22 protein-coding genes are annotated in these 18,358 nt (G+C 52.6%); 15 read left to right on the top strand and 7 right to left on the bottom strand.

All coding sequences use genetic code 11. The features are described from left to right. The first annotated feature begins 62 nt into the window (after nucleotides 1-62). Complete coding sequence (locus VN24_RS02570) at nucleotides 63-1,031, top strand: nucleoside hydrolase (RefSeq protein WP_045669152.1); 969 nt, start codon at nucleotides 63-65, stop codon at nucleotides 1,029-1,031. Nucleotides 1,032-1,334: 303 nt separating this feature from the next. Continuing rightward, entirely contained in the window at nucleotides 1,335-1,637 is a 303-nt protein-coding gene (locus VN24_RS26750) for a GNAT family N-acetyltransferase (RefSeq protein WP_052702746.1), read from the top strand. Here VN24_RS26750 and VN24_RS28655 read toward each other — a convergent pair. Further along, nucleotides 1,567-2,130, bottom strand: a complete 564-nt coding sequence (locus VN24_RS28655) for a histidine phosphatase family protein (protein ID WP_082083585.1) — start codon at nucleotides 2,128-2,130, stop codon at nucleotides 1,567-1,569. The genes VN24_RS26750 and VN24_RS28655 overlap by 71 nt on opposite strands. Nucleotides 2,131-2,300: 170 nt before the next feature. On the opposite strand from VN24_RS28655, the gene VN24_RS02560 reads away from it, so the two are divergent. Further along, nucleotides 2,301-2,780, top strand: coding sequence for a ferritin family protein (locus VN24_RS02560; RefSeq protein WP_045669151.1), 480 nt, complete (start codon nucleotides 2,301-2,303; stop codon nucleotides 2,778-2,780). A gap of 139 nt (nucleotides 2,781-2,919) precedes the next feature. Beyond that, the gene (locus VN24_RS02555) at nucleotides 2,920-3,465 is read left to right on the top strand and encodes a GNAT family N-acetyltransferase (protein ID WP_045669150.1); all 546 of its coding nucleotides are present in this window, start codon (nucleotides 2,920-2,922) and stop codon (nucleotides 3,463-3,465) included. A gap of 73 nt (nucleotides 3,466-3,538) precedes the next feature. Here the strand turns inward: VN24_RS02555 and VN24_RS02550 are convergent, their stop codons facing one another. Together VN24_RS02550 and VN24_RS02545 are read right to left on the bottom strand one after the other, a co-directional pair. Beyond that, nucleotides 3,539-3,718: a hypothetical protein gene (locus tag VN24_RS02550; protein ID WP_045669149.1), complete on the bottom strand. Its 180-nt coding sequence runs from the start codon at nucleotides 3,716-3,718 to the stop codon at nucleotides 3,539-3,541. 173 nt (nucleotides 3,719-3,891) lie between these two features. Beyond that, nucleotides 3,892-4,407: a GNAT family N-acetyltransferase gene (locus VN24_RS02545; RefSeq protein WP_045669148.1), complete on the bottom strand. Its 516-nt coding sequence runs from the start codon at nucleotides 4,405-4,407 to the stop codon at nucleotides 3,892-3,894. A gap of 251 nt (nucleotides 4,408-4,658) precedes the next feature. Here VN24_RS02545 and VN24_RS02540 point away from each other — a divergent pair, with 251 nt between their 5' ends. The 6 genes from VN24_RS02540 (at nucleotide 4,659) to VN24_RS02515 (ending at nucleotide 8,508) form a co-directional block, all read left to right on the top strand. Beyond that, complete coding sequence (locus VN24_RS02540) at nucleotides 4,659-5,060, top strand: carboxymuconolactone decarboxylase family protein (protein ID WP_045669147.1); 402 nt, start codon at nucleotides 4,659-4,661, stop codon at nucleotides 5,058-5,060. Nucleotides 5,061-5,193: 133 nt separating this feature from the next. Beyond that, the gene (locus tag VN24_RS02535; RefSeq protein ID WP_052702745.1) at nucleotides 5,194-6,297 is read left to right on the top strand and encodes a M24 family metallopeptidase; all 1,104 of its coding nucleotides are present in this window, start codon (nucleotides 5,194-5,196) and stop codon (nucleotides 6,295-6,297) included. 10 nt (nucleotides 6,298-6,307) lie between these two features. Next, complete coding sequence (locus tag VN24_RS02530) at nucleotides 6,308-6,778, top strand: PH domain-containing protein (protein WP_338012236.1); 471 nt, start codon at nucleotides 6,308-6,310, stop codon at nucleotides 6,776-6,778. Between the two features lie 36 nt (nucleotides 6,779-6,814). Beyond that, nucleotides 6,815-7,111, top strand: a complete 297-nt coding sequence (locus VN24_RS02525; protein ID WP_045669145.1) for a Rieske (2Fe-2S) protein — start codon at nucleotides 6,815-6,817, stop codon at nucleotides 7,109-7,111. A gap of 250 nt (nucleotides 7,112-7,361) precedes the next feature. Then, complete coding sequence (locus VN24_RS02520) at nucleotides 7,362-8,060, top strand: cyclic nucleotide-binding domain-containing protein (RefSeq protein WP_045672892.1); 699 nt, start codon at nucleotides 7,362-7,364, stop codon at nucleotides 8,058-8,060. Nucleotides 8,061-8,079: 19 nt separating this feature from the next. Continuing rightward, nucleotides 8,080-8,508, top strand: coding sequence for a DMT family transporter (locus VN24_RS02515; protein WP_045669144.1), 429 nt, complete (start codon nucleotides 8,080-8,082; stop codon nucleotides 8,506-8,508). Nucleotides 8,509-8,573: 65 nt separating this feature from the next. Here VN24_RS02515 and VN24_RS02510 read toward each other — a convergent pair whose 3' ends face one another. From VN24_RS02510 to VN24_RS02500, 3 genes are all read right to left on the bottom strand, one after another. Continuing rightward, entirely contained in the window at nucleotides 8,574-9,026 is a 453-nt protein-coding gene (locus tag VN24_RS02510) for a cupin domain-containing protein (RefSeq protein WP_045669143.1), read from the bottom strand. Between the two features lie 154 nt (nucleotides 9,027-9,180). Beyond that, the gene (gene speD, locus VN24_RS02505) at nucleotides 9,181-9,993 is read right to left on the bottom strand and encodes an adenosylmethionine decarboxylase (RefSeq protein WP_045669142.1); all 813 of its coding nucleotides are present in this window, start codon (nucleotides 9,991-9,993) and stop codon (nucleotides 9,181-9,183) included. A gap of 150 nt (nucleotides 9,994-10,143) precedes the next feature. After that, nucleotides 10,144-11,145 (bottom strand): HD domain-containing phosphohydrolase, encoded by a 1,002-nt coding sequence (locus VN24_RS02500; RefSeq protein ID WP_045669141.1) that lies wholly within the window; start codon nucleotides 11,143-11,145, stop codon nucleotides 10,144-10,146. A 195-nt stretch (nucleotides 11,146-11,340) separates the two neighbouring features. On the opposite strand from VN24_RS02500, the gene VN24_RS28385 reads away from it, so the two are divergent. The 5 genes from VN24_RS28385 to VN24_RS02480 all read left to right on the top strand — a co-directional run bounded on the left by VN24_RS28385 (nucleotide 11,341) and on the right by VN24_RS02480 (nucleotide 16,787). Continuing rightward, complete coding sequence (locus tag VN24_RS28385; RefSeq protein WP_274520410.1) at nucleotides 11,341-11,469, top strand: hypothetical protein; 129 nt, start codon at nucleotides 11,341-11,343, stop codon at nucleotides 11,467-11,469. 33 nt (nucleotides 11,470-11,502) lie between these two features. Further along, complete coding sequence (locus tag VN24_RS02495) at nucleotides 11,503-12,207, top strand: NHL repeat-containing protein (RefSeq protein WP_045669140.1); 705 nt, start codon at nucleotides 11,503-11,505, stop codon at nucleotides 12,205-12,207. Nucleotides 12,208-12,362: 155 nt separating this feature from the next. Continuing rightward, complete coding sequence (locus tag VN24_RS26120) at nucleotides 12,363-13,910, top strand: stalk domain-containing protein (protein ID WP_158453636.1); 1,548 nt, start codon at nucleotides 12,363-12,365, stop codon at nucleotides 13,908-13,910. A gap of 155 nt (nucleotides 13,911-14,065) precedes the next feature. Continuing rightward, nucleotides 14,066-16,063 (top strand): B12-binding domain-containing radical SAM protein, encoded by a 1,998-nt coding sequence (locus VN24_RS02485; protein ID WP_082083584.1) that lies wholly within the window; start codon nucleotides 14,066-14,068, stop codon nucleotides 16,061-16,063. A 193-nt stretch (nucleotides 16,064-16,256) separates the two neighbouring features. Beyond that, the gene (locus VN24_RS02480; RefSeq protein WP_045669139.1) at nucleotides 16,257-16,787 is read left to right on the top strand and encodes a hypothetical protein; all 531 of its coding nucleotides are present in this window, start codon (nucleotides 16,257-16,259) and stop codon (nucleotides 16,785-16,787) included. Nucleotides 16,788-17,024: 237 nt separating this feature from the next. On the opposite strand, the gene VN24_RS02475 is transcribed toward VN24_RS02480, so the two are convergent. Further along, a complete protein-coding gene (locus VN24_RS02475) occupies nucleotides 17,025-17,810 on the bottom strand; it encodes a glucose 1-dehydrogenase (protein WP_045669138.1) in 786 nt (261 codons plus the stop codon). Nucleotides 17,811-18,358: the final 548 nt, after the last annotated feature.

Below are 18,358 nucleotides of genomic sequence, written 5' to 3'. Positions count from 1 at the left end.
CTTTTTTTTCTAGAATTAGTAGAATAAGCATCGGTATTAATGGGCAGAAAGGTGCAATCGATATGAAAGAAGGGGGAATTATACCATTGAAAAGGGTCATCATTGATACCGATACGGCAGGAGACGATACAATCGCCATCTTGACCGCTTTGCATTATTTTCAAGTCGAAGGAATTACGATTACAGGCGGAAATGTGCAGTTCGACCAGCAGGTGGAAAATGCTTTATATACCGTTCAGGTGGCGGGTCACGGCGGTCGAGTGCCGGTATTCAAAGGCTATGAAGCACCGGTAATGGCGGTTGGGCATAAACAGCACCGCACCGTAGAGGATGTGCACGGCGACGACGGCATGGGCGGGGCCCGATTCCCGAAGGCAGAGCAGCGTCCCGAAACGAAGCATGCCGTCGATTTCATTATTGAAACGGTGCATGCGCATCCGGGTGAAATCAGCCTGCTCGCGATCGCTCCGCTCACGAATATCGCGATGGCGATCCGGAAGGACCCGACGATCATTCCCGAAATCGCACACCTGTACATCATGGGCGGAACCAACAATGCGCTTGGCAACATTACCCCTGCGGCCGAGTATAATTTCTACGTCGATCCGGAGGCGGCCAAAATCGTCCTTCATTCCGGCATTCCGATGACGATGGTCGGCTGGGAAATGTGCACGCAGTATTCGGTCATGGACGATGGCGACCATGAGGAAATCGCTGCTCTGCACACGGCGGGATCGCGTTTTTTTACCGCTGTCAACCGGGTGGTGATGCAGTTCAACAAAACGGTCCATAAATTGAAAGGAACGACGCATCCGGACACGCTGCTGATGGCCGTTGCTGCAGACGAATCGATCATGACGAAATCGGGACTGTATTATGTTGATGTCGAGACTGCCGGCGAGCTTACGCGAGGCTACAGTGTCGTCGATTTGAACGGCCGTCTTGATCGGGAAGCGAACGTGCGCGTATGCGAAGCTGTGGACCGGGACTCCTTCAAACGAATGCTGCTCGATGTGCTGGCGGCGATTTAATCGATGATGCGTCAAATGCGTCAAAAATGCGCCAAAGCCGGGCCATGCCCATTACGATGCAGATTCGAATTTCCAAGTACTGAGTTGGGGAAAATGGGGATCTTAGATGATCACCGTCAGGTAAATAAAGGAAGAAGACGGCGGCCGGCTGCACCGGTTAAAGCTTCAGTTGGACCAGGAAACGTCGTTTATGCTTTTTGAGCCCGATGAACGGCAGGAAACCGGGGAACAGCAGCGAGCTGCCATTCAAAAGCTGCTCGAATCGGACAACTCCATGATCCTCATTGCGGAAACGGAACAGGAATGATCGGATATGTAATGGCCGTCGGCGGGAGCGCCCGCAGAATCCGTCACAGCGCTTATCTTGTGGCCGGCATCCGCCAGGCTTACACCGGGCAAGGCATCGGCCGTCGTTTGTTCGAGGCTCTGGAACGTTGGCGGCCCGATACGGTTACCCGGTTCGAGCTAACGGTTATGGTTCATAACAAACGGGCAATCGCCCTGTATCGAAAAATGGGTTTTGTTATTGAAGGGATCAAGAAAAATGCCATGATCGTGGACGGCGTATACACCGATGAATATTTGTTGGTGAGGACGTTTGAGTAAGGGAGGAACCGGCTACCGGCATAGCTTCCAACAGCCTGGTAATATCCGAAATGATTTGACGGCGCTCTTCGGCCGGCGTTGCGGCATCGTTTAGTCGGACAGCTTTGGCCAGTACCGGCACGGGAATGACATTCTCCTTGCCGACTGCGATTGCAGCCGTTTCCATCGTCCGGCAGTAAGGGCTCGCCCCTACGGGATATTCGATCGGGATGTTATTTTTTCTCAAAAAATCGCCGACCGCTCGGGCTTGTCTTCGTCCATCATCGCTGAGATTTCGCTGAGTAGTGCAGTCCATAAACGAAATGTCCGGCCGATCCTGACCGATGGTAGCTTCTCCATGACGGATATAAAGCGTGTATCCCCCTTTCTGAATCAGGTGCTGAACTGGGAGAGTCTCGTCTGCAGGGAAGGTATTGGCTTCCGCGGACAATGAGACAAAGAACGTAAGGACGACCGCCGTGAAGCAGAACAAAGAGCCGAATTTCGTTTTCATAGCAATTTAATCCTCTCGCCGCATTTTGGGTTGTAATGCCACCCTGTCAGTACATCCCCAAATCGATTCTTTCTATTACATTTACATCTGAGGCGTATTATAAGCGTAACTTGATCGGGCACTTGGGCATATACATATTTATCGACACGTAATGGAATGGGGGATTTGTTATGTATGCCTATTATTATCCGGCATGGTGGATTCGGGCTGGCTTTCAGCCCGTTTGGGCCTCGAATTTGCCGACAGCTTTGCTGCGCATCAAAGAGGCCGTACAAGGCGAACGCAGCGATGAGTTGTTTTATGATGAGCTGATTCGGCTGGCGCCGTCAAAAGAGCAGGCTGATATCATCGCTTCGATCCGTGACGATGAGCGAAGCCATAACCGCATGTTTAGGCAAATGTACAAAGCGATTACCGGGCAAGAAGTGTCAGGTGGCGACAGCGAACCTTATGAGGTCGTGGAATCTTACGACAGTGGGATCCAAAAGGCGCTCATGGGCGAACTGTCCGCCGTAGAGAAATACCGCAGCATCTGGTTCGGCCTTCCCGCCGGCGTCTACCGCGATACCGTGTACGGTATCATTCTTGACGAGCTGAAGCATGCGAGCAAATACAATTATTTGTTCACACTGAACCGGACGCAGCATTAGCAATCCTGAAGTGAACCTCCGCAGATGACCGACTGCCGGTCCAGGCTTAAAAACAGCTTGCCCGGCAGCTCCTTCTATGATATATCTTACCTAATTATTCAATTGAGTTCCATCAACTGGAAGGCGGGAGGCGGCGGTCATGTCCTATTTAACCGGGGAGCGAATCGTGCTGCGGGATTACAGAATGGAGGATTTGCCTTATATCCGGAAGTGGGCGAACGACGCGGAAATTACCGGCATGCTCAGCGATATTTTTCTGTATCCGCAGACGACCCACGATACCGAATCCTATTTGAAAATGATGGTGGAGGGCGATCCGGACAACAAAGGGTATATTATCGCTTTCAAAGATTCCCTCGAATATATCGGCCAGATCGATCTGCACAAGCTGGACTGGAAAAACCGTTTCGCCAGTATGGGAATCGTTATCGGACGCAAAGATTTGCTCGGACAAGGATACGGCCGCGAGGCCATCGGTCTGCTGACCGGGTTCGTATTCGATTCGCTGAACTTGAACCGGCTCGAGCTGGATGTATACGAGTTCAATGAGCGGGCATACCGCTGTTATGTCGGCTGCGGCTTCAAGGAAGAAGGCCGGATGCGCCAGAGGCTCTTCCGGTCGGGGAAATATTGGGATGTCATCAAGATGAGCATACTGGCCGAGGAATACAGAAGCAGCAGGTAACGAAAACGAAAAACTCTCTTTGCAGGCCCAACGCCGGGCGTTCCAAAGAGAGTTTTTTTGCATCAAGCCATCATTAACGCGGAAGATCGCGGCTGCTGATGCTGTAATACGGATCGATCCATAGTTGAACGTAGTCAAACTGATTTTGCGTTATAAGCGTATCGAACTCGGATTTTTGCGCTTTCCAATGCTCCAGGCGGGCGGATTTCCGCTTCCACTGCCAATTCATGCGACTGAATAATCGTTTTCTCATGATCTATGTTACCCCCATATTCTTGTTCCTGAACAGGAAAGCAAAGAGGAGGGGGGAGAAAAGCTCCATAAGCTGCTCGTATGCGGGTTAAATCTAGCCCGGCGAAAAACGGGCCTTCGCGCTCTGCGAATCGTATCGGTCCAATAACGGACGGCGATAGCCGTTTCTGCTTGTCACACGTGCAAAAAAGCTTGGGGATATTTCAATTCTCCTGTTGCTCCGTCTAAACTTCCTTGAATCAGTTCGTTAATCATAAACACGTCGTCGGGAACGTCATATTGCGTCAGTTCCAGGCCGTGCCGTCGTGCAGGTTCGAACCCAAACCTTGGATAGTAGCCGGGATGGCCGATTAAGGCAACCAATCCATAGCCAAGCTCTCTCGTCCGGCGCAGTCCTTCCTGCATAAGCGCGCTACCAATGCCTTTCTTTTGCAGGGCGGGCTGAACGGCAAGCGGTGCAAGAACGATCACTTCAACCGTGGAACCGTGACCGAATATTGCAGCTTTGCTTAGTAAGATATGGCCGGCAATGGAGCCGTCCATATCGGCCACGATTGACAGCTCCGTCACAAACTGATCCGACTGCCTGATGCGCTCCACCAGTTTGGACTCGTCTTCCCGTTTGCCAAACGCTTCATAATGAAGGCTGTAAACCTGTTCGTAGTCTGCCGTCCGTTCTGTTCGTATCATAAAAGGAAGCACCTCCTTTAGCTCTCTAACTGCACTCGAACTCGATCAATTCAAGCTTCGCATGCTGCATTTTCCATTATTAGGTTAGTTCGATAGGTAAAGTGTAGCCGGAATGAAGCCGCTCCTTCAATGCCGAAATCGGTTTAAACCAAAGTCGACCAAATCGGGGCTGAGAGTTGCTTTAGAGCGCGCTCTAAACGGTAGCATATAAACCGGAGATACGAATTCCGAATTTCGAAGGAGGATGCAAGATGGATCAAGAACGTTATGAACGCGGCTGGAAAAGACTGATGGAGGTCGACGGGGAAGGCGGATCGCGCGTCGTCGAATCGCTCGGGGATATCGCTCCCGATTGGGGGAGGTACGTCATCGAATTTGCGTTCGGCGATATTTATATGCGGGAAGCGCTTGATTTGAAACAGCGGGAGCTCATCACAATCGCCTCTCTTACGACTCAAGGTGGATGCGAGCCGCAGCTTCACGTTCATCTGAACGCGGCGCTGAATGTAGGCTTGTCCCCGGATGAGATCGTCGAAGCGATCATGCAGTGCATCCCGTATACCGGTTTTCCGCGCGTGCTGAATGCCGTAATGGCGGCGAAAAAGGTGTTCCAGGAGCGCGGCGACGTGCCGGGCTTTGCCGCCTCGAAATAACGGGCGCTAACGCGATGACAGCCTTTTCATTGCTTCTCCTGCAGGCACCCGATACAATAATGATATGTGAATAATTTGTTATGCGGGCTCTTGATAGGCAGGCAAGGACGGAAGCAATGAGGAGGCGTCGGTTATGTCAGCGCACTATGAAGCAAGGATGCGTCATGTTCTCGAAATGACGGATGCTGCCGGAATCGATTTTGCGATGATTACGTCCCCGGGCAGCATTTTTTATTTGACCGGATTTTACAGCGATCCGCACGAGCGGTTTATGGCGTTGATCGCCAAACCGGGCGAATCGGGCTATACGCTGTTTGTGCCGTCGCTTGACGAAGAAGCGGCGCGCAAAGGCGCGTGCGTTAACAAGCTCGTTCCCGTTCCCGATACGGCCGATCCGTGGGAGCTGCTGGGCAAGGAAACGGGGCACGAGGCGTCGGTGATCGGAGTCGAGAAAAATCATCTGCGGTTCGCCGATTACGAACGGCTGGCGGCGCTGTTTCCGAAGGCGGACTATCGCGATGCGCATCCGATCGTCATGCAGCTGCGGCTGCGCAAGACGCCGGAGGAGATTGCCCGCGTCCGGGTTGCGATCACGCTGGCGGAGCGCGTGCTGGAGGAAGCGGTGGCCAAAGCGGCCGTCGGCGTCACGGAGCTGGAGCTGAACGCGGAGATCGAATACCGGCTGCGGGTGCTTGGCGGCGACAAGCCCGCCTTCGAAACGAGCGTGCTCGGCGGAACGCGTTCGGCGCTGCCGCACGGCCGGTCCGGGGAATACCGGCTGCAGGAGGACGATTTTTTGCTGATCGACATGGGCGTCTACAAGGACGGCTATTGCTCGGACATTACGCGTACGTTTCTGATCGGGGAAGGATCGGGGGCGCAGGCGAAGGTGTACGAGGCCGTCCTGAAAGCGAACCGGAACGCCGTTGCCGCCGCGGTAGCCGGCAGACCGCTTGCCGACGTCGACCGCGCCGCGCGCGAGACGATTGCGGAGTACGGCTTCGCCCATTATTTCAATCACCGCGTCGGTCACGGCATGGGCATCGACATCCACGAGCAGCCGTCCGTTCACGGCGGCAATGAATCGCTGATCGAGCCGGGCATGCTGTTCACCATCGAGCCGGGCGTGTACGTGCCGGAGATCGGCGGCGTCCGGATCGAGGACGACATCTACATCGGCGAGGGCGGCCGGGCGCAGGTGCTGACAAGCTTCCCGCGCGAGCTGCGACGGCTGTAATCCGGAATTCATCCGCTATTTTTCGCTTAACCAAACAACGGGAGGGATTTCTATCGCGAACTTATTCGGCGGTCTGTTCGGGAATTATTCGGAAGTGACGGCTGAGGAACTGAAGCAGCAATACGGGGGCTATCTCATGCCTGATGAGAAGATCCAAATGGGCTTTAAACTTGTGCGCGATACGTTTATCTTGACGGAAGAGCGGTTGATATTAATTGACCACCAAGGGGTCACCGGCAAAAAAACGAGAGTTGCTTCCATTCATCTCGATTCGATCTACGAGGTTACGATGGAAACCGGAGGAACGGGATTCGACGACAGCGAACTGACGATTCACTACATCACGTCGCCCTATTACAAAGCAAACAATGTTCAGGTCGCTGCCTACAAGTTCGAGTTCGGCAAAAAATTCAATCTTCAGCCGCTCTATTCCGCCCTGATCTCGCTCGCGCATCATAACCGCAAACGGATAAACGGATAGCGGCAACCATCTTAAATTGGGTAAAGGGGTGGAAATATGGAAGAAATTACGCTCGGAGCCGTTGATGCCTTCACCGCTTTTCCGGCCGAGGTTCAGCTTGGAAACCGTCTGTACTTTTTATTGAAAAAAGAGGAGGAGTACCGGCTTGTATCGAGCATTTGCCCGCATGCCGGATATACGGTTGAAGTGGAGGACGGCGAGCTTGTTTGTCCTCTTCACGGCTGGTCGTTCGACACGCAAACCGGGGCCTGCCTCAACGTGCCGTCCAAAGAATTGGCCCCGTACGACGTCGTCGTCCGGGAAGGCCGGCTGGTCGCGCTCATGCCCGCCTGACGTCGGCGGGAGCTGGCAACTCAGGATCGATCGTTTTATGCAATGCGGCAGTCCGGAGCTTCGTTCGCGTTCCGGACCGCCGCTTTTTGCATGCCCGCCGGTTCAGAGGTGTAGCGAATCGACCTTGCAGCCGCTCTTTTTTCACCCCATTAATAGGACATATGTCCTTTTGGCGCCGCGACGATTCATACTACAATAAAGTGGGCGAGACCGCGCCGAAAGCATGCGCATTTCCATAAGCGAGGTTACGATGAAAAAAATTAACGATCCGGCAGCGATCGCTCGTTATGTTAACGAACATCGGCTGAGCGGTATTTTTGACGAGCAAACGATTGCGGCCATGGAGCTGTTTGCTTATGACAAAGGGGAGCCGATCTGCTCGGCGGGCGACTCTCTGTCCCAGCTCTATTTGCTCGTCAGCGGCAAAATGAAGATTTACACCGTGCTGCCGAACGGGAAATCGGTGCTGCTGCGCTTCAATAATCCGCTGGCCGTCGTGGGAGATATTGAATTTTTGACGGAATATCCCGTTAGAAGCAACGTGGAATCGGTACTTGAAAGCTTTGTCCTTACCCTCAAATACGAAACGCTTCGCGAATCGGCTTATGACGACCCCGTATTTCTGCGGTTTATGATGAAGCATCTGTCTCATAAGCTGTATACCGTTTCCAATGCGTCCAGCTTAAATCTTCTATATCCCGTTGAGACGAGATTCGCAAGTTATTTGCTTTCCGTCACGGCGGATGCCGGGAACAAATCGGCAACCGAGGAACTGAAAACGGCGAAGCTGACGGAAGTCGCCGAGCTGCTCGGCACGAGCTACAGGCATCTGAACCGGGTGGTAACGGGCCTCGCGTCGGCCGGAATTTTAGAGCGGCAGCGGGGGAGGATCGTCATTAAAGAGAGGGACCGGCTTGAACAACTGGCTAGCGGCAACTTGTACAGCTAGCGCTTAGGGAGATGAAGGGATGCTTGGGGTGCTGTACTCCGTGATGGCCGGAGTTTTCATCTGTTTACAAAGTGTGTTTAATACGCGGGTAAGCGAAAAAGCCGGCTTTTGGCTGACCAATACATTCGTGCACGGGTCCGGTTTTTTGCTGTCGCTGATCATTTTCTGGCTGATCCGCGACGGCAGCGCGCACAAGCTGCAGACGGTCAACAAAATGTATTTGCTGGGCGGCGTCTGCGGCGTGATTATCGTATTTTCGATCATGAAGGCGATTACGTCGCTCGGTCCGGCATACTCGGTCGCCATTGTGCTCATTTCGCAACTGGTCATCATGCTGCTGTTTGAGAGCTTCGGCCTGTTCGGTACGGAAAAAATTCCGCTGTCCGCAAACAGGCTGATCGGGATCGGCGTCATGGCCGTCGGAGTGATCGTTTACAAGCTCAAATAGTTATGATGGAAAAATAGCCCGGCGGAACCGTATCGTTCCGCCGGGCTTTTTGTTCGACAGCTATCCTATTTATCGACCAGCTTGAAATCATCGTAATGGAATGCCGGGGCTACGACGCAGGTGACGAATACCGGTTCATCGCCAAGAGGCGTAGCCGTCTGCCATACGTTTGCGGGAACGAGCGCCTGCGGAACTTGTCCGTTTGCAACGTCCATGCCGAGAATGAACGATTCTCCTTCTTCCGGCTGCTCGCCGCTTCCGCCCAGCGTCAGCTTCAGCGGACCGCCGGAATGGTAGAGCCACAGCTCGTCGGACAAGACGACGTGCCATGCGGACGTCTCTCCCGGATGAAGCAGGAAGTACGTCGCGCTGGCCGCCGCCCTTGCGCCTGAATAACGGGTTCCGAGTACATCGTGGGGAATCGTGTAAGATGCTTTCCACGTTTCCTTATACCAGCCGCCTTCCACATGCGGCTCCATGGCCAAAGCTTTGACAAGCGGGGATTGTTTTTGTTCCATCGCAGTTTCTCTCCTATTTGCTCTCATTTTGCGAGATTATCGTTTCACCTGATTTTACTATAAAACGGGGTTGCGAAAAAGCGCACCGGGAAAGATCATGCAGCGAATCGCATACAGGCAAAAAAAGCCCGGCCATAAACGACCGGGACCCGGACTATACGCGTACCATGTTTTTGCCGTAATAGATCTCGTCCATTTCGATCTTCAACCGCTCGGTTATTTTCACTTGTTCGGCGGCGCCCAGCTTTTCTTTCGTATACCCGAACAAATAGTTGTCGAGATCGAACTGCTTGAGCTTGCATTTCGTATGAAAAATATTTTCCTGATACACATTGACATCGATCATATCGAAGAGCGATTTGATCTGATCCGGGATGTAGTTTTGGATCGAGCTGATCTCGTGGTCGATAAATAACTTGTGGCCGTTAATATCTCTCGTGAAGCCGCGGACCCGGTAATCAATGGTCATAATATCGGTATCGAACGAGTGGATCAAATAGTTCAGCGCTTTAAGCGGCGAAATTTCCCCGCAGGTGGACACATCGATGTCCGCCCGGAACGTGCTGATGCCTTCGTCGGGGTGGTACTCGGGGTACGTATGGACCGTAATGTGGCTTTTGTCCAGCTGGATCACGGCCGAGCTTGGAAGCGGGCCGGGGGATTCATCATACGACTCCGTGGGCACCTCGACGACCGGGCCTTCGGACACGAGCACCGTAACGCTTGCGCCTTCCGGGACATAATCCTGCTTGGCGATGTTCAGAACATGCGCGCCGATTATTTCGGCTACGGTCTGCAAAATGCTCGTTAACCGGTCCGCATTGTACTGATCGTCGATATACTGCAAATACGCTTCGCGTTCTTCTTTCGTTTTCGTGTAACAAATGTCGTACATATTGAAGCTGAGCGATTTGGTCAAGTTATTGAACCCGTGCAAAGTGATCCGCTGTTCAGGTGAAAGTTTCATTCGTCATTTCCCCTTATGGTTAGAAGTTCAAGAGCTAATATCCCCTAATTTTTCCACTTCCATTCCAAAAAAATGACAACCGCATATTTCAACTATTTATGTACCCGTAACCAGCGATGAAAAAACAAATGATTATCCCATAAGCACTTATTAGCATGATACGGCGAGCGTTCCATCCTCATAAAGAGAGACAAAGGAATCGACGATATCCGGGTCAAACTGCTTATTTTTATGTTCCTGCAAATATTGAACGGCAGTCTTAACGTCCCATTTCTCTTTATACGGCCTTTTGGTAGTCAACGCATCAAACACATCGACAACGCTCACAATGCGCGCCTCCAGCGGAATGCGCGGTCCCTGCAGCCGGTGCGGATATCCCAAGCCGTCCCATCGCTCGTGATGATACAGAATGATGTTTTTCGCAGTGGACAGTTCATTTTCAAACAGCTCATCATCCAATTCGGCGTAAATTTTGTCGACGATGTCGACCCCGATCAGTGTGTGCATCTCAATGATGGTGCGTTCATAATCCGCTAGCGGTCCCGGCTTATACAAAATTCCTTCCGGAATGGACGATTTTCCGATATCGTGTAAAATGCTGGAATGAGTGATGAGAGACAGATTTTGCGGCGGCAAACGCAGGTCAAGCCTTTCGTTATGGCGGACTACGAGCATTTCCGTCATTTGCTGCACTCTCAGCAGGTGCGATTCGATTCCGGGATCGCGAATTTCACACGAAATGGCAAGTACTTTCAATAACGATTCCTGAATGCGTCCGACCCGGTATTCGTCCAAATAATATCCGCGGTCTAACTGCTCCAGCTCCCGGAATACGCCGATGAAGTACGTCGCTCCCTCCACCGTAAAAGGAGTAATCGTAATGGAAGAGTGCCACAATTGTTTCGTCTGCCTCCGGTTTGTAAATACCCCCGACCAGGGAGATCCGGACCGCAGCGCTTTTTTCATATGGATGTAGGTTTCTTCGGGAGTATAGGTGGAGCGCAGTACGCTTGCTTTTTTCCCGATGATTTGATGCGAGGAGTACCCTGTAATTTTTTCGTAAGTTTCGTTTACCGCCAGTATGTAATGCTCCTCGTCCGTAATGATGACCGCATCCGCCAAATGCAGGAAAGGTTGCAACGGGCTGATCATGGATTTATTCTCCTTCCCGGGTGACTTGTACGCGCTTGTTTCTTACGCCTAAGTATAATTCGTATAATCGGCCGAAACAACAAGCTTTGGGCGATTTTCAAACTTTATCCTGCCGCCCCTTGCTTTAGAGTGCGCTCTAAAGTGTACTCTTCTGCTTGGAAGCAAATTTCAAACCAATTTCAGGAGGGGACACAAATGGGACTCATTCATGGTTTATTGGCCGCAGCGCTGCTCGTTTCGACAGGCTGTTCTGCAGGGCACATTCAACGGGCGGAACCGCAAGCCGGTCAACAGCAGGACAATGGAGGTCTAAAGTTGGGATAACAAAAGACGGGAGAACAAAAGAAGGGAAAGCTTGTGGCCCTCTATTCCGGATTTAGCTCACCGGTCGGCATGGTGTACGACAACGAAGGGAATTTATACGTTGCGAATTGGAGCGGCGGCAATGTGACGAAAATCACTCCGAAAGGTGAAAAAAGCACCTATGTCGACGGAATGGGCTCCCCTGCAGGTTTGGCTTTGGACAGTCAAAATAATTTGTATGTTGCCGATTATTCCCAGGACGTGATCTATAAAGTGAATAACGGGCAGAAATCGTTGTTTGCCAGAGGGCTTCACACCCCTACCGGATTAACGATGACGAAAGAGGGGGAGCTGCTTGTTGCGAACCGCAGCAGCGACGAAATCGTAAAGGTGTCTTCGAAAGGAGAGATAACGACAGTCGCAAATGGGCTTCAAACCCCGGTCGGTGTCGTACAGGATTCCAAAGGCAACCTGTATGTCTCCAATTACTCCGGCGGGATCTCCTTTATTTCCGCAGATGGAAAAGCGAAGACGGTTTCCGAGACTTTCTCAACGCCCGGAGTCGGTATTGCGGTCAATAGCAAAGATGAAGTGTTTGTTGTCGATTATGGAGACGGTTCCGTCAAACAAATCGGCAATGACGGACAAGCGGTGAATATTATCGAGAACGTAAGCAGTCCTGTCGGATTGATGTTCGATAAAGAAGGGGCGCTGTACGTTGCCGCATGGGGAGGCGGAACAATCTACCGGTTTGCATGACAGCTGACGTTCCCCCACAGCAATCTTAATCTTCGTTGATGAAACGGTCGAAGGAAACTATTTCTCTATGAATTTATTTTCATAGACAAGCAAGTAGACGAATGATACGATCATCAGGAGACAAAAAATAGGAGATGCTTGGGGGATACATAATTTTGACGATTGATAAACGCAAACCGTTTTATTTGCTGTTCGGTACTTTTTTTGTAGCCTGGGCCGTATTATTCACGCTGCCCGGCATGATTCAGCCGGCGGCGGCTGCAGCTTCGCCGGCAATCGGCAAACAGACGGTTCAACGTGAAATCAGCGTTGCGGTCGACGGAATGAACGTGACGCTCCGGCGAGCGCCTGTTATCCGCAAAGGCTCGATTTTGGTGCCGATGAAAGATATTTTTGCCGCTCTTAATGCGGAATTGATCTACGCAGCGAAGACAAAGACAATTACCGCGACGGACGGTTACAGCACCGTTACGCTTCAAATCGGATCGTCGAAGGCCGTTGTGGACGGCGAATCCGTCAAGCTGGACGTTCCGGCGGAGGCGCCGTCAGGCGTGACGATGGTGCCGGTCCGGTTTGTGGCGGAGGCGCTGGAGGCAAGCGTCAAATGGGACGCCGCTGCGCGGGTCGTTCGCATCACCTCGGCGGACGCCATTGCCACTGCGGAAGCGGCCGCCGCCTTGAAGGAGCGGGAAAGCGCCAAGCTGTCAACGCGGGAGATCGTCCAGCAAAACGACGACAGCGTCGTCATGATTATGACGGATAACTCGCAAGGCAGCGGCGTTGTGATCGGAGACAGCTATGTGCTGACGAACCTTCACGTCATGCAGGATGCAACGTCGGGAACGGTCATAACCGATAACGGGACGAAACTGGATATTCAAGGGGTTGCCGTCTATGACGACAATTCCGACCTTGTCCTAATCAAGACGAAACAGCCGATGAGCGAGCCGTCCGTCACGCTGGGCACGTCCTACGAGGTAGAGAAGGGGGATCCGGTGGTAACGATCGGGAGCCCGCTCGGCATGCAAAACACCGTTTCGGAAGGCTTGATCAGCAATATCGGAACCGAGGAAGGCGTGGAGTATTTTCAAATAAGCGCCCCGATCGATCATGGCAGCTCCGGCGGCGGGTTGTTTAACGAGTACGGGGAACTGATCGGCATTACTTCCTCGGGAGTAGACGACACGAGCGCCGATTTGAACTATGCGGTATCGGTGGCGAATATCATGTCTTTGCTTGGCGAAGAGTTCGATGAAAGCAAGGTTGCTTTTCTGGCGCCTTCCTTGCCCGCAAGTTTGAAGGGCGCCTCGAACGAGGATATCGTCAAGCTGATGAAAGAGCAGTTCGGCGCGCTGCAGACGTCGTACGGTAGCTTGACGTTCAGCGATTGGACGGTGACGCGCGACGCGAAAGGGTGGCTCGTTTTCAACGCCAACCTGAACGCGGATTTTTACGATTACTATGAGACGACCGTGAAAGAAGATTTCTGGATGTGGGCGTATAACACCGCTTCTGAGCTGTCCGGGATGCTTCCGGACGAAACGATCCAGCTCGCGATTTATTACGACAAGACGGTCGGCTTCGAGCCCCGCGGTTATGCGGAAGGAGAAGCGACCGCAACGCCGGACGGCAAATGGCGGATTCGTTACGCCGCGGCCGACGTGCAGGTGAAGGACGATATTTTGATAAGGATGCATAACTAGAACATCATCCCATCACGAATCGGCATGAACTTATCGCTCTTATATTGAAAGAGGCTGGAGGAGCCGGATATTGGCTGCGGCAAGGCCTCTTCTTTTTTGCGTTTATTTTCGCTACAATAGAAGACAACTTTGAACAAACAAATGAGGGCTCTATCATGAATGTCGTGCTTGCCACGCTGAATGCCAAATATATTCACACCTCGCTGGCGCTGCGCTGCCTGAAAGCGTACAGCGGGGACGATTTCCATATCGATATCGCAGAGTATACGATCAAGGACCCGGTCATGAACATCGTGTCGGACCTGTTCAGCCGCAACCCCGATGTCGTCGGCTTTTCCTGCTACATTTGGAATATCGAAGAAACGATAACCGTCGTCAACATGCTGCGCAAAATCAAGCCGTCCTTGAAAATCGTGCTCGGCGGTCCCGAAGTCAGCTACGACACCGAATATTGGATGGAACGGCTGCCGGACGTCGATTTCATCGTTGTGGGCGAGGGCGAGGAAACGTTCCACCATCTGCTGCAGGAGCTGGAAGGCGAGGGCAAGTTCCACTTTGTGTTCGGCCTCGCTTACCGCAAACCGGCCGCGGACGGCAGCGGAACCGAGATCCGCATCAATCCGCCGCGGCCGAAGCTGAATTTGGCAAAGCTTCCGTCGCCGTACCGTTTCCCCGAAGACGTGGCGAGTCTGGGGAGCCGGGTCGTCTATTTCGAGACGAGCCGCGGCTGTCCGTTCAGCTGCCAATTTTGTCTATCCAGCATCGAGGTTGGCGTCCGCTACTTCGACATTGAACGGACGAAGGCGGATATCCTTTATTTGATCGATTCCGGAGCGAAGCTGATCAAATTCGTCGACCGGACGTTTAATATTAAACGGGACTATGCGCTGGAAATGTTTAAGTTTTTGATCGAAAATCATCGCGGCTGCGTTTTCCAGTTCGAAATTACGGCGGACATTATGCGTCCCGAAGTGCTCGATTATTTGGCGGAGCATGCGCCGCCGGGCATCTTCCGCTTTGAAATCGGCGTCCAATCGACGAACGATCCGACAAACGAGGCGGTGCAGCGGCGGCAAAATTTTGCCAAGCTGACGCGCACGGTCACCAAGGTGCGGGAATCCGGCAAGATCGATCAGCATCTGGACCTGATTGCCGGCCTGCCCCACGAGGATTACAATACGTTCCGCAAGACGTTCAACGACGTGTTTGCGCTGCGTCCGGAGGAGCTGCAGCTCGGCTTTCTGAAAATGCTGCGCGGAACCGGACTCAGGCTGGATGCCGAGAAGTACGGGTACATTTATATGGATCATGCGCCTTACGAAATGCTCAGCAACGACTTGCTGTCGTTCTCGGACATCGTCCGCATTAAGCGGGTCGAGGATGTGCTCGAAAAATATTGGAATGCGCACCGGATGGACCGGACGCTGCTTTATTTGGTGGAGCGCGTCTTCCCGTCTCCGTTCGATTTTTTCCAGCAGTTCGGCGATTTCTGGGAAAGCCGCGGCTGGCAAAAAATCGGCCATCAGCTGGAGGACCTGTTCTCGCGTTTGTGGGCGTTCCTTTCATCGGGAACCGCAGTATTCGGCAAAGCGGAATTGCAGGCCCCTGATACAGCTGAAACTGCCGACACGTTATCGCTGCCGACTGCAGGAAGAACGGGCGACTTGGTATCGCAGCCGGCTGCAGGCAGAATGGGAGACACGGGATCGCTTCCGACTGCAGGCGAAACGTACGATACGTTAAGGGTGCCCGCTGCAACCGCCGATCGTACGCTGGACACCGACGTTGCGCTCGGGTTGATGAAATACGACTATTTCATGAATCACAACTACAAACCGCGCAAAGTATGGTGGGAGTTTGCGATGGACAAGGCGGAATGGAGCGGCTGGATGCGCCGCATTGCGGATAACCCCGCGGAAGTATCGGAAGCATTCGCCGCCCTGGGGTATGGGGAAAGAGAGCTGACGAAGCACGCCGTCATCGAAAAGCTTCCGTTTGACCTTGGCGCTTACCTCGAGCGGGGCGAGATCGACAAAACGGCAGGCACGCTGCTTATTATGGTGTATGGCGACGATGCAGCCGGCGGCCGCAGCGTCCGTCCGTTCACATTGCTGCTTGCTCCCGAGCCAAGCGGCGCGGCGACTCTCCGCTAGTTTTTTAAAGGTATGCATAAAGTACAATTCCAGAACCCTAGGACTATGACCCTTATCATCCCGACAACGCCTGGAACGGTTACGGCGGACGTTAAGATACATGAGGCGGTCGTGCGGGCAATTGATGAAGAATCGCGACAGGTTCATCCGGAAGCGGGTTTAAACAGAGCAGAAAGAAGCGAGGAAATGAGTGATGTTTGATCCTACCGTATTCGAAAACTTAAAAGTAGCGTTTGAAAATCAGCTTTACGATTTGGACAATTTGGCAGCGCGAATCCGCATCACCAATCGGATCGATCGCCTGGAAATGTCCGTCCTGTCGAGGGAGTTCGCGCTTCAATTTACTTTGGCCGAGCAAACTGAGGTAACGGCGGAAATTCGGCTAGAGGCCACCCTGAACGATTTGGCGGCGGAGATTCTGGAAATGTCGGGCGAAACGCCGGGCTGCGCGCTGCTCTTGCGCTTTTACCTGCAAATCGGGAACGATGTCTGTGCGCAATGCCGGCAAATTGAAGACATAGTGCGCCGTATTTGGCAGCCTGACCTGCCGCCAGTTCAAACGTTAAGCTTTGTGTACGATCAAGATCCGGCCGTTTACACGGACACGATCGAGCTCAAGTTCAACCGTAAAATCAACGAGGACCAAATGGGAGACATCACCAATTTAATTGACCATGTGCTCCAAACCCTTGCCGAATTAAATTCCTTCACGCTCAACCGATAGGCCCATTCGTTTGTTTACGAGCTATTTTCAGTGAACCAATGATGAAAGGTTGCCCAGATGAATTTGTTTTTTTCCCAATTTGGTGAAAAAGGTCGCGGAGCGGCCGAATCGTTCTGGAGAAGCGTTAGCGTTCGCCTTTGTCCCCGGATTCTTTCCTCTAAGAAATCCTATTTTAGAATCCGGGGACAACAGCAATCGGAAGAATGATTTCGGCCCGCGCAGCGACCGCTTTCGCGATTACCCCCGTCCGGCTTGAAATTCGGGGTATTTTGTCATGCCTCCGTCCACGAACAGCGTAATGCCGGTCACGTAGGACGCTTCCGACGAAGCGAGCCATACGGCGCATGCCGCCACTTCCTCCGGTTTGCCGATATATCCCATCGGAACGAGATCGGTGACGCCTTTTTTCAGCACCGGATCCGCAAATTTTTCAGCATTGATCGGCGTATCGATCGCGCCGGGACCGATAGAGTTGACCCGGATCCCTTTCGGGGCATATTCGAGCGCCAACGTTTGGGTCAGCATTTTGATGCCGCCCTTGCTTGATGCGTAATGAACGAAATGAGGCCACGGAATCACTTCATGGACGCTGGACATGTTAATAACGGACCCTTTCTTTCCCGTCTCGAGCATATGTTTAATCGCTTCCCGGGAACCGAGAAATGCACCGGTCAGGTTGGTGGAGATGACCCGGTTCCAGTCCTCCAGCGACAATTCATGGGAAGGCACTTCATTTTCGATGCCCGCGTTGTTGATCATCACGTCGACGGAACCAAAGTGCTTGACGCCTCCCTCAATGAGAGCTTTGACGTCTTCTTCTTTTGTCACGTCCCCCTGAATGGCCACCGCTCTTCCGCCGGCTTCGCGTATTTCGTCTACAATTCGCTGGGGCTCCTGTTTTTCATCGAAATAGTTTAGGACGACATTGGCCTTCTCGCGCCCGAAACGGACGGCGATTGCTTTGCCGATGCCGGTAGCGGCGCCGGTAATAACGACCGTTTTGTTCTCCAGATCACTGTACATAGGTGGTGTCCTCCCGCAAATCTGTAGTCGTTTAAAGTCCATATGCTATACGGTTGCCTATTGTGTTCTTAACGATTCACACGCGTTTTGAACCATACTGTTTCAGCGCAAGTCAAAGAGCGGGCTACTTCGCAGCTTCAGGCGGCTTTGCGCCACTATCCCATCAACTCAGAAAGGTACACGGGCAACACGGCGGCTTTAAGCGGCTTTTAGGGCACTATCCCATTCGCTCAGAAAGAGGTACGACGGGCTACTTCGCAGCTTTAAGACTGCTTTACGGCACTATCCCATCAACTCAGAAAGGTATACGGACAACACGGCGGCTTTAAGCGGCTTCTATGCAGGGCTGTGAGAAAAGTATTCGACGGATTCTCGCCTGAGCCAAAGGGATAGTGTCCAAAAGGACCCAAACCCGGCACCATACGTTGACGCCTGGGCCGATCCGATTGGAGAATGAAATGCGGCAAGTCTGTTCATAATCGGGAAAACATCACGAGAAAAGACCAACCTCACACAGTTCGGGGACGAATAACGAACGCAAGCGCGCG

This window comes from Paenibacillus beijingensis (assembly GCF_000961095.1).
GTDB classification, from domain to species: domain Bacteria; phylum Bacillota; class Bacilli; order Paenibacillales; family Paenibacillaceae; genus Paenibacillus_O; species Paenibacillus_O beijingensis.
This window is presented reverse-complemented; position numbering and strand designations above follow the sequence as displayed.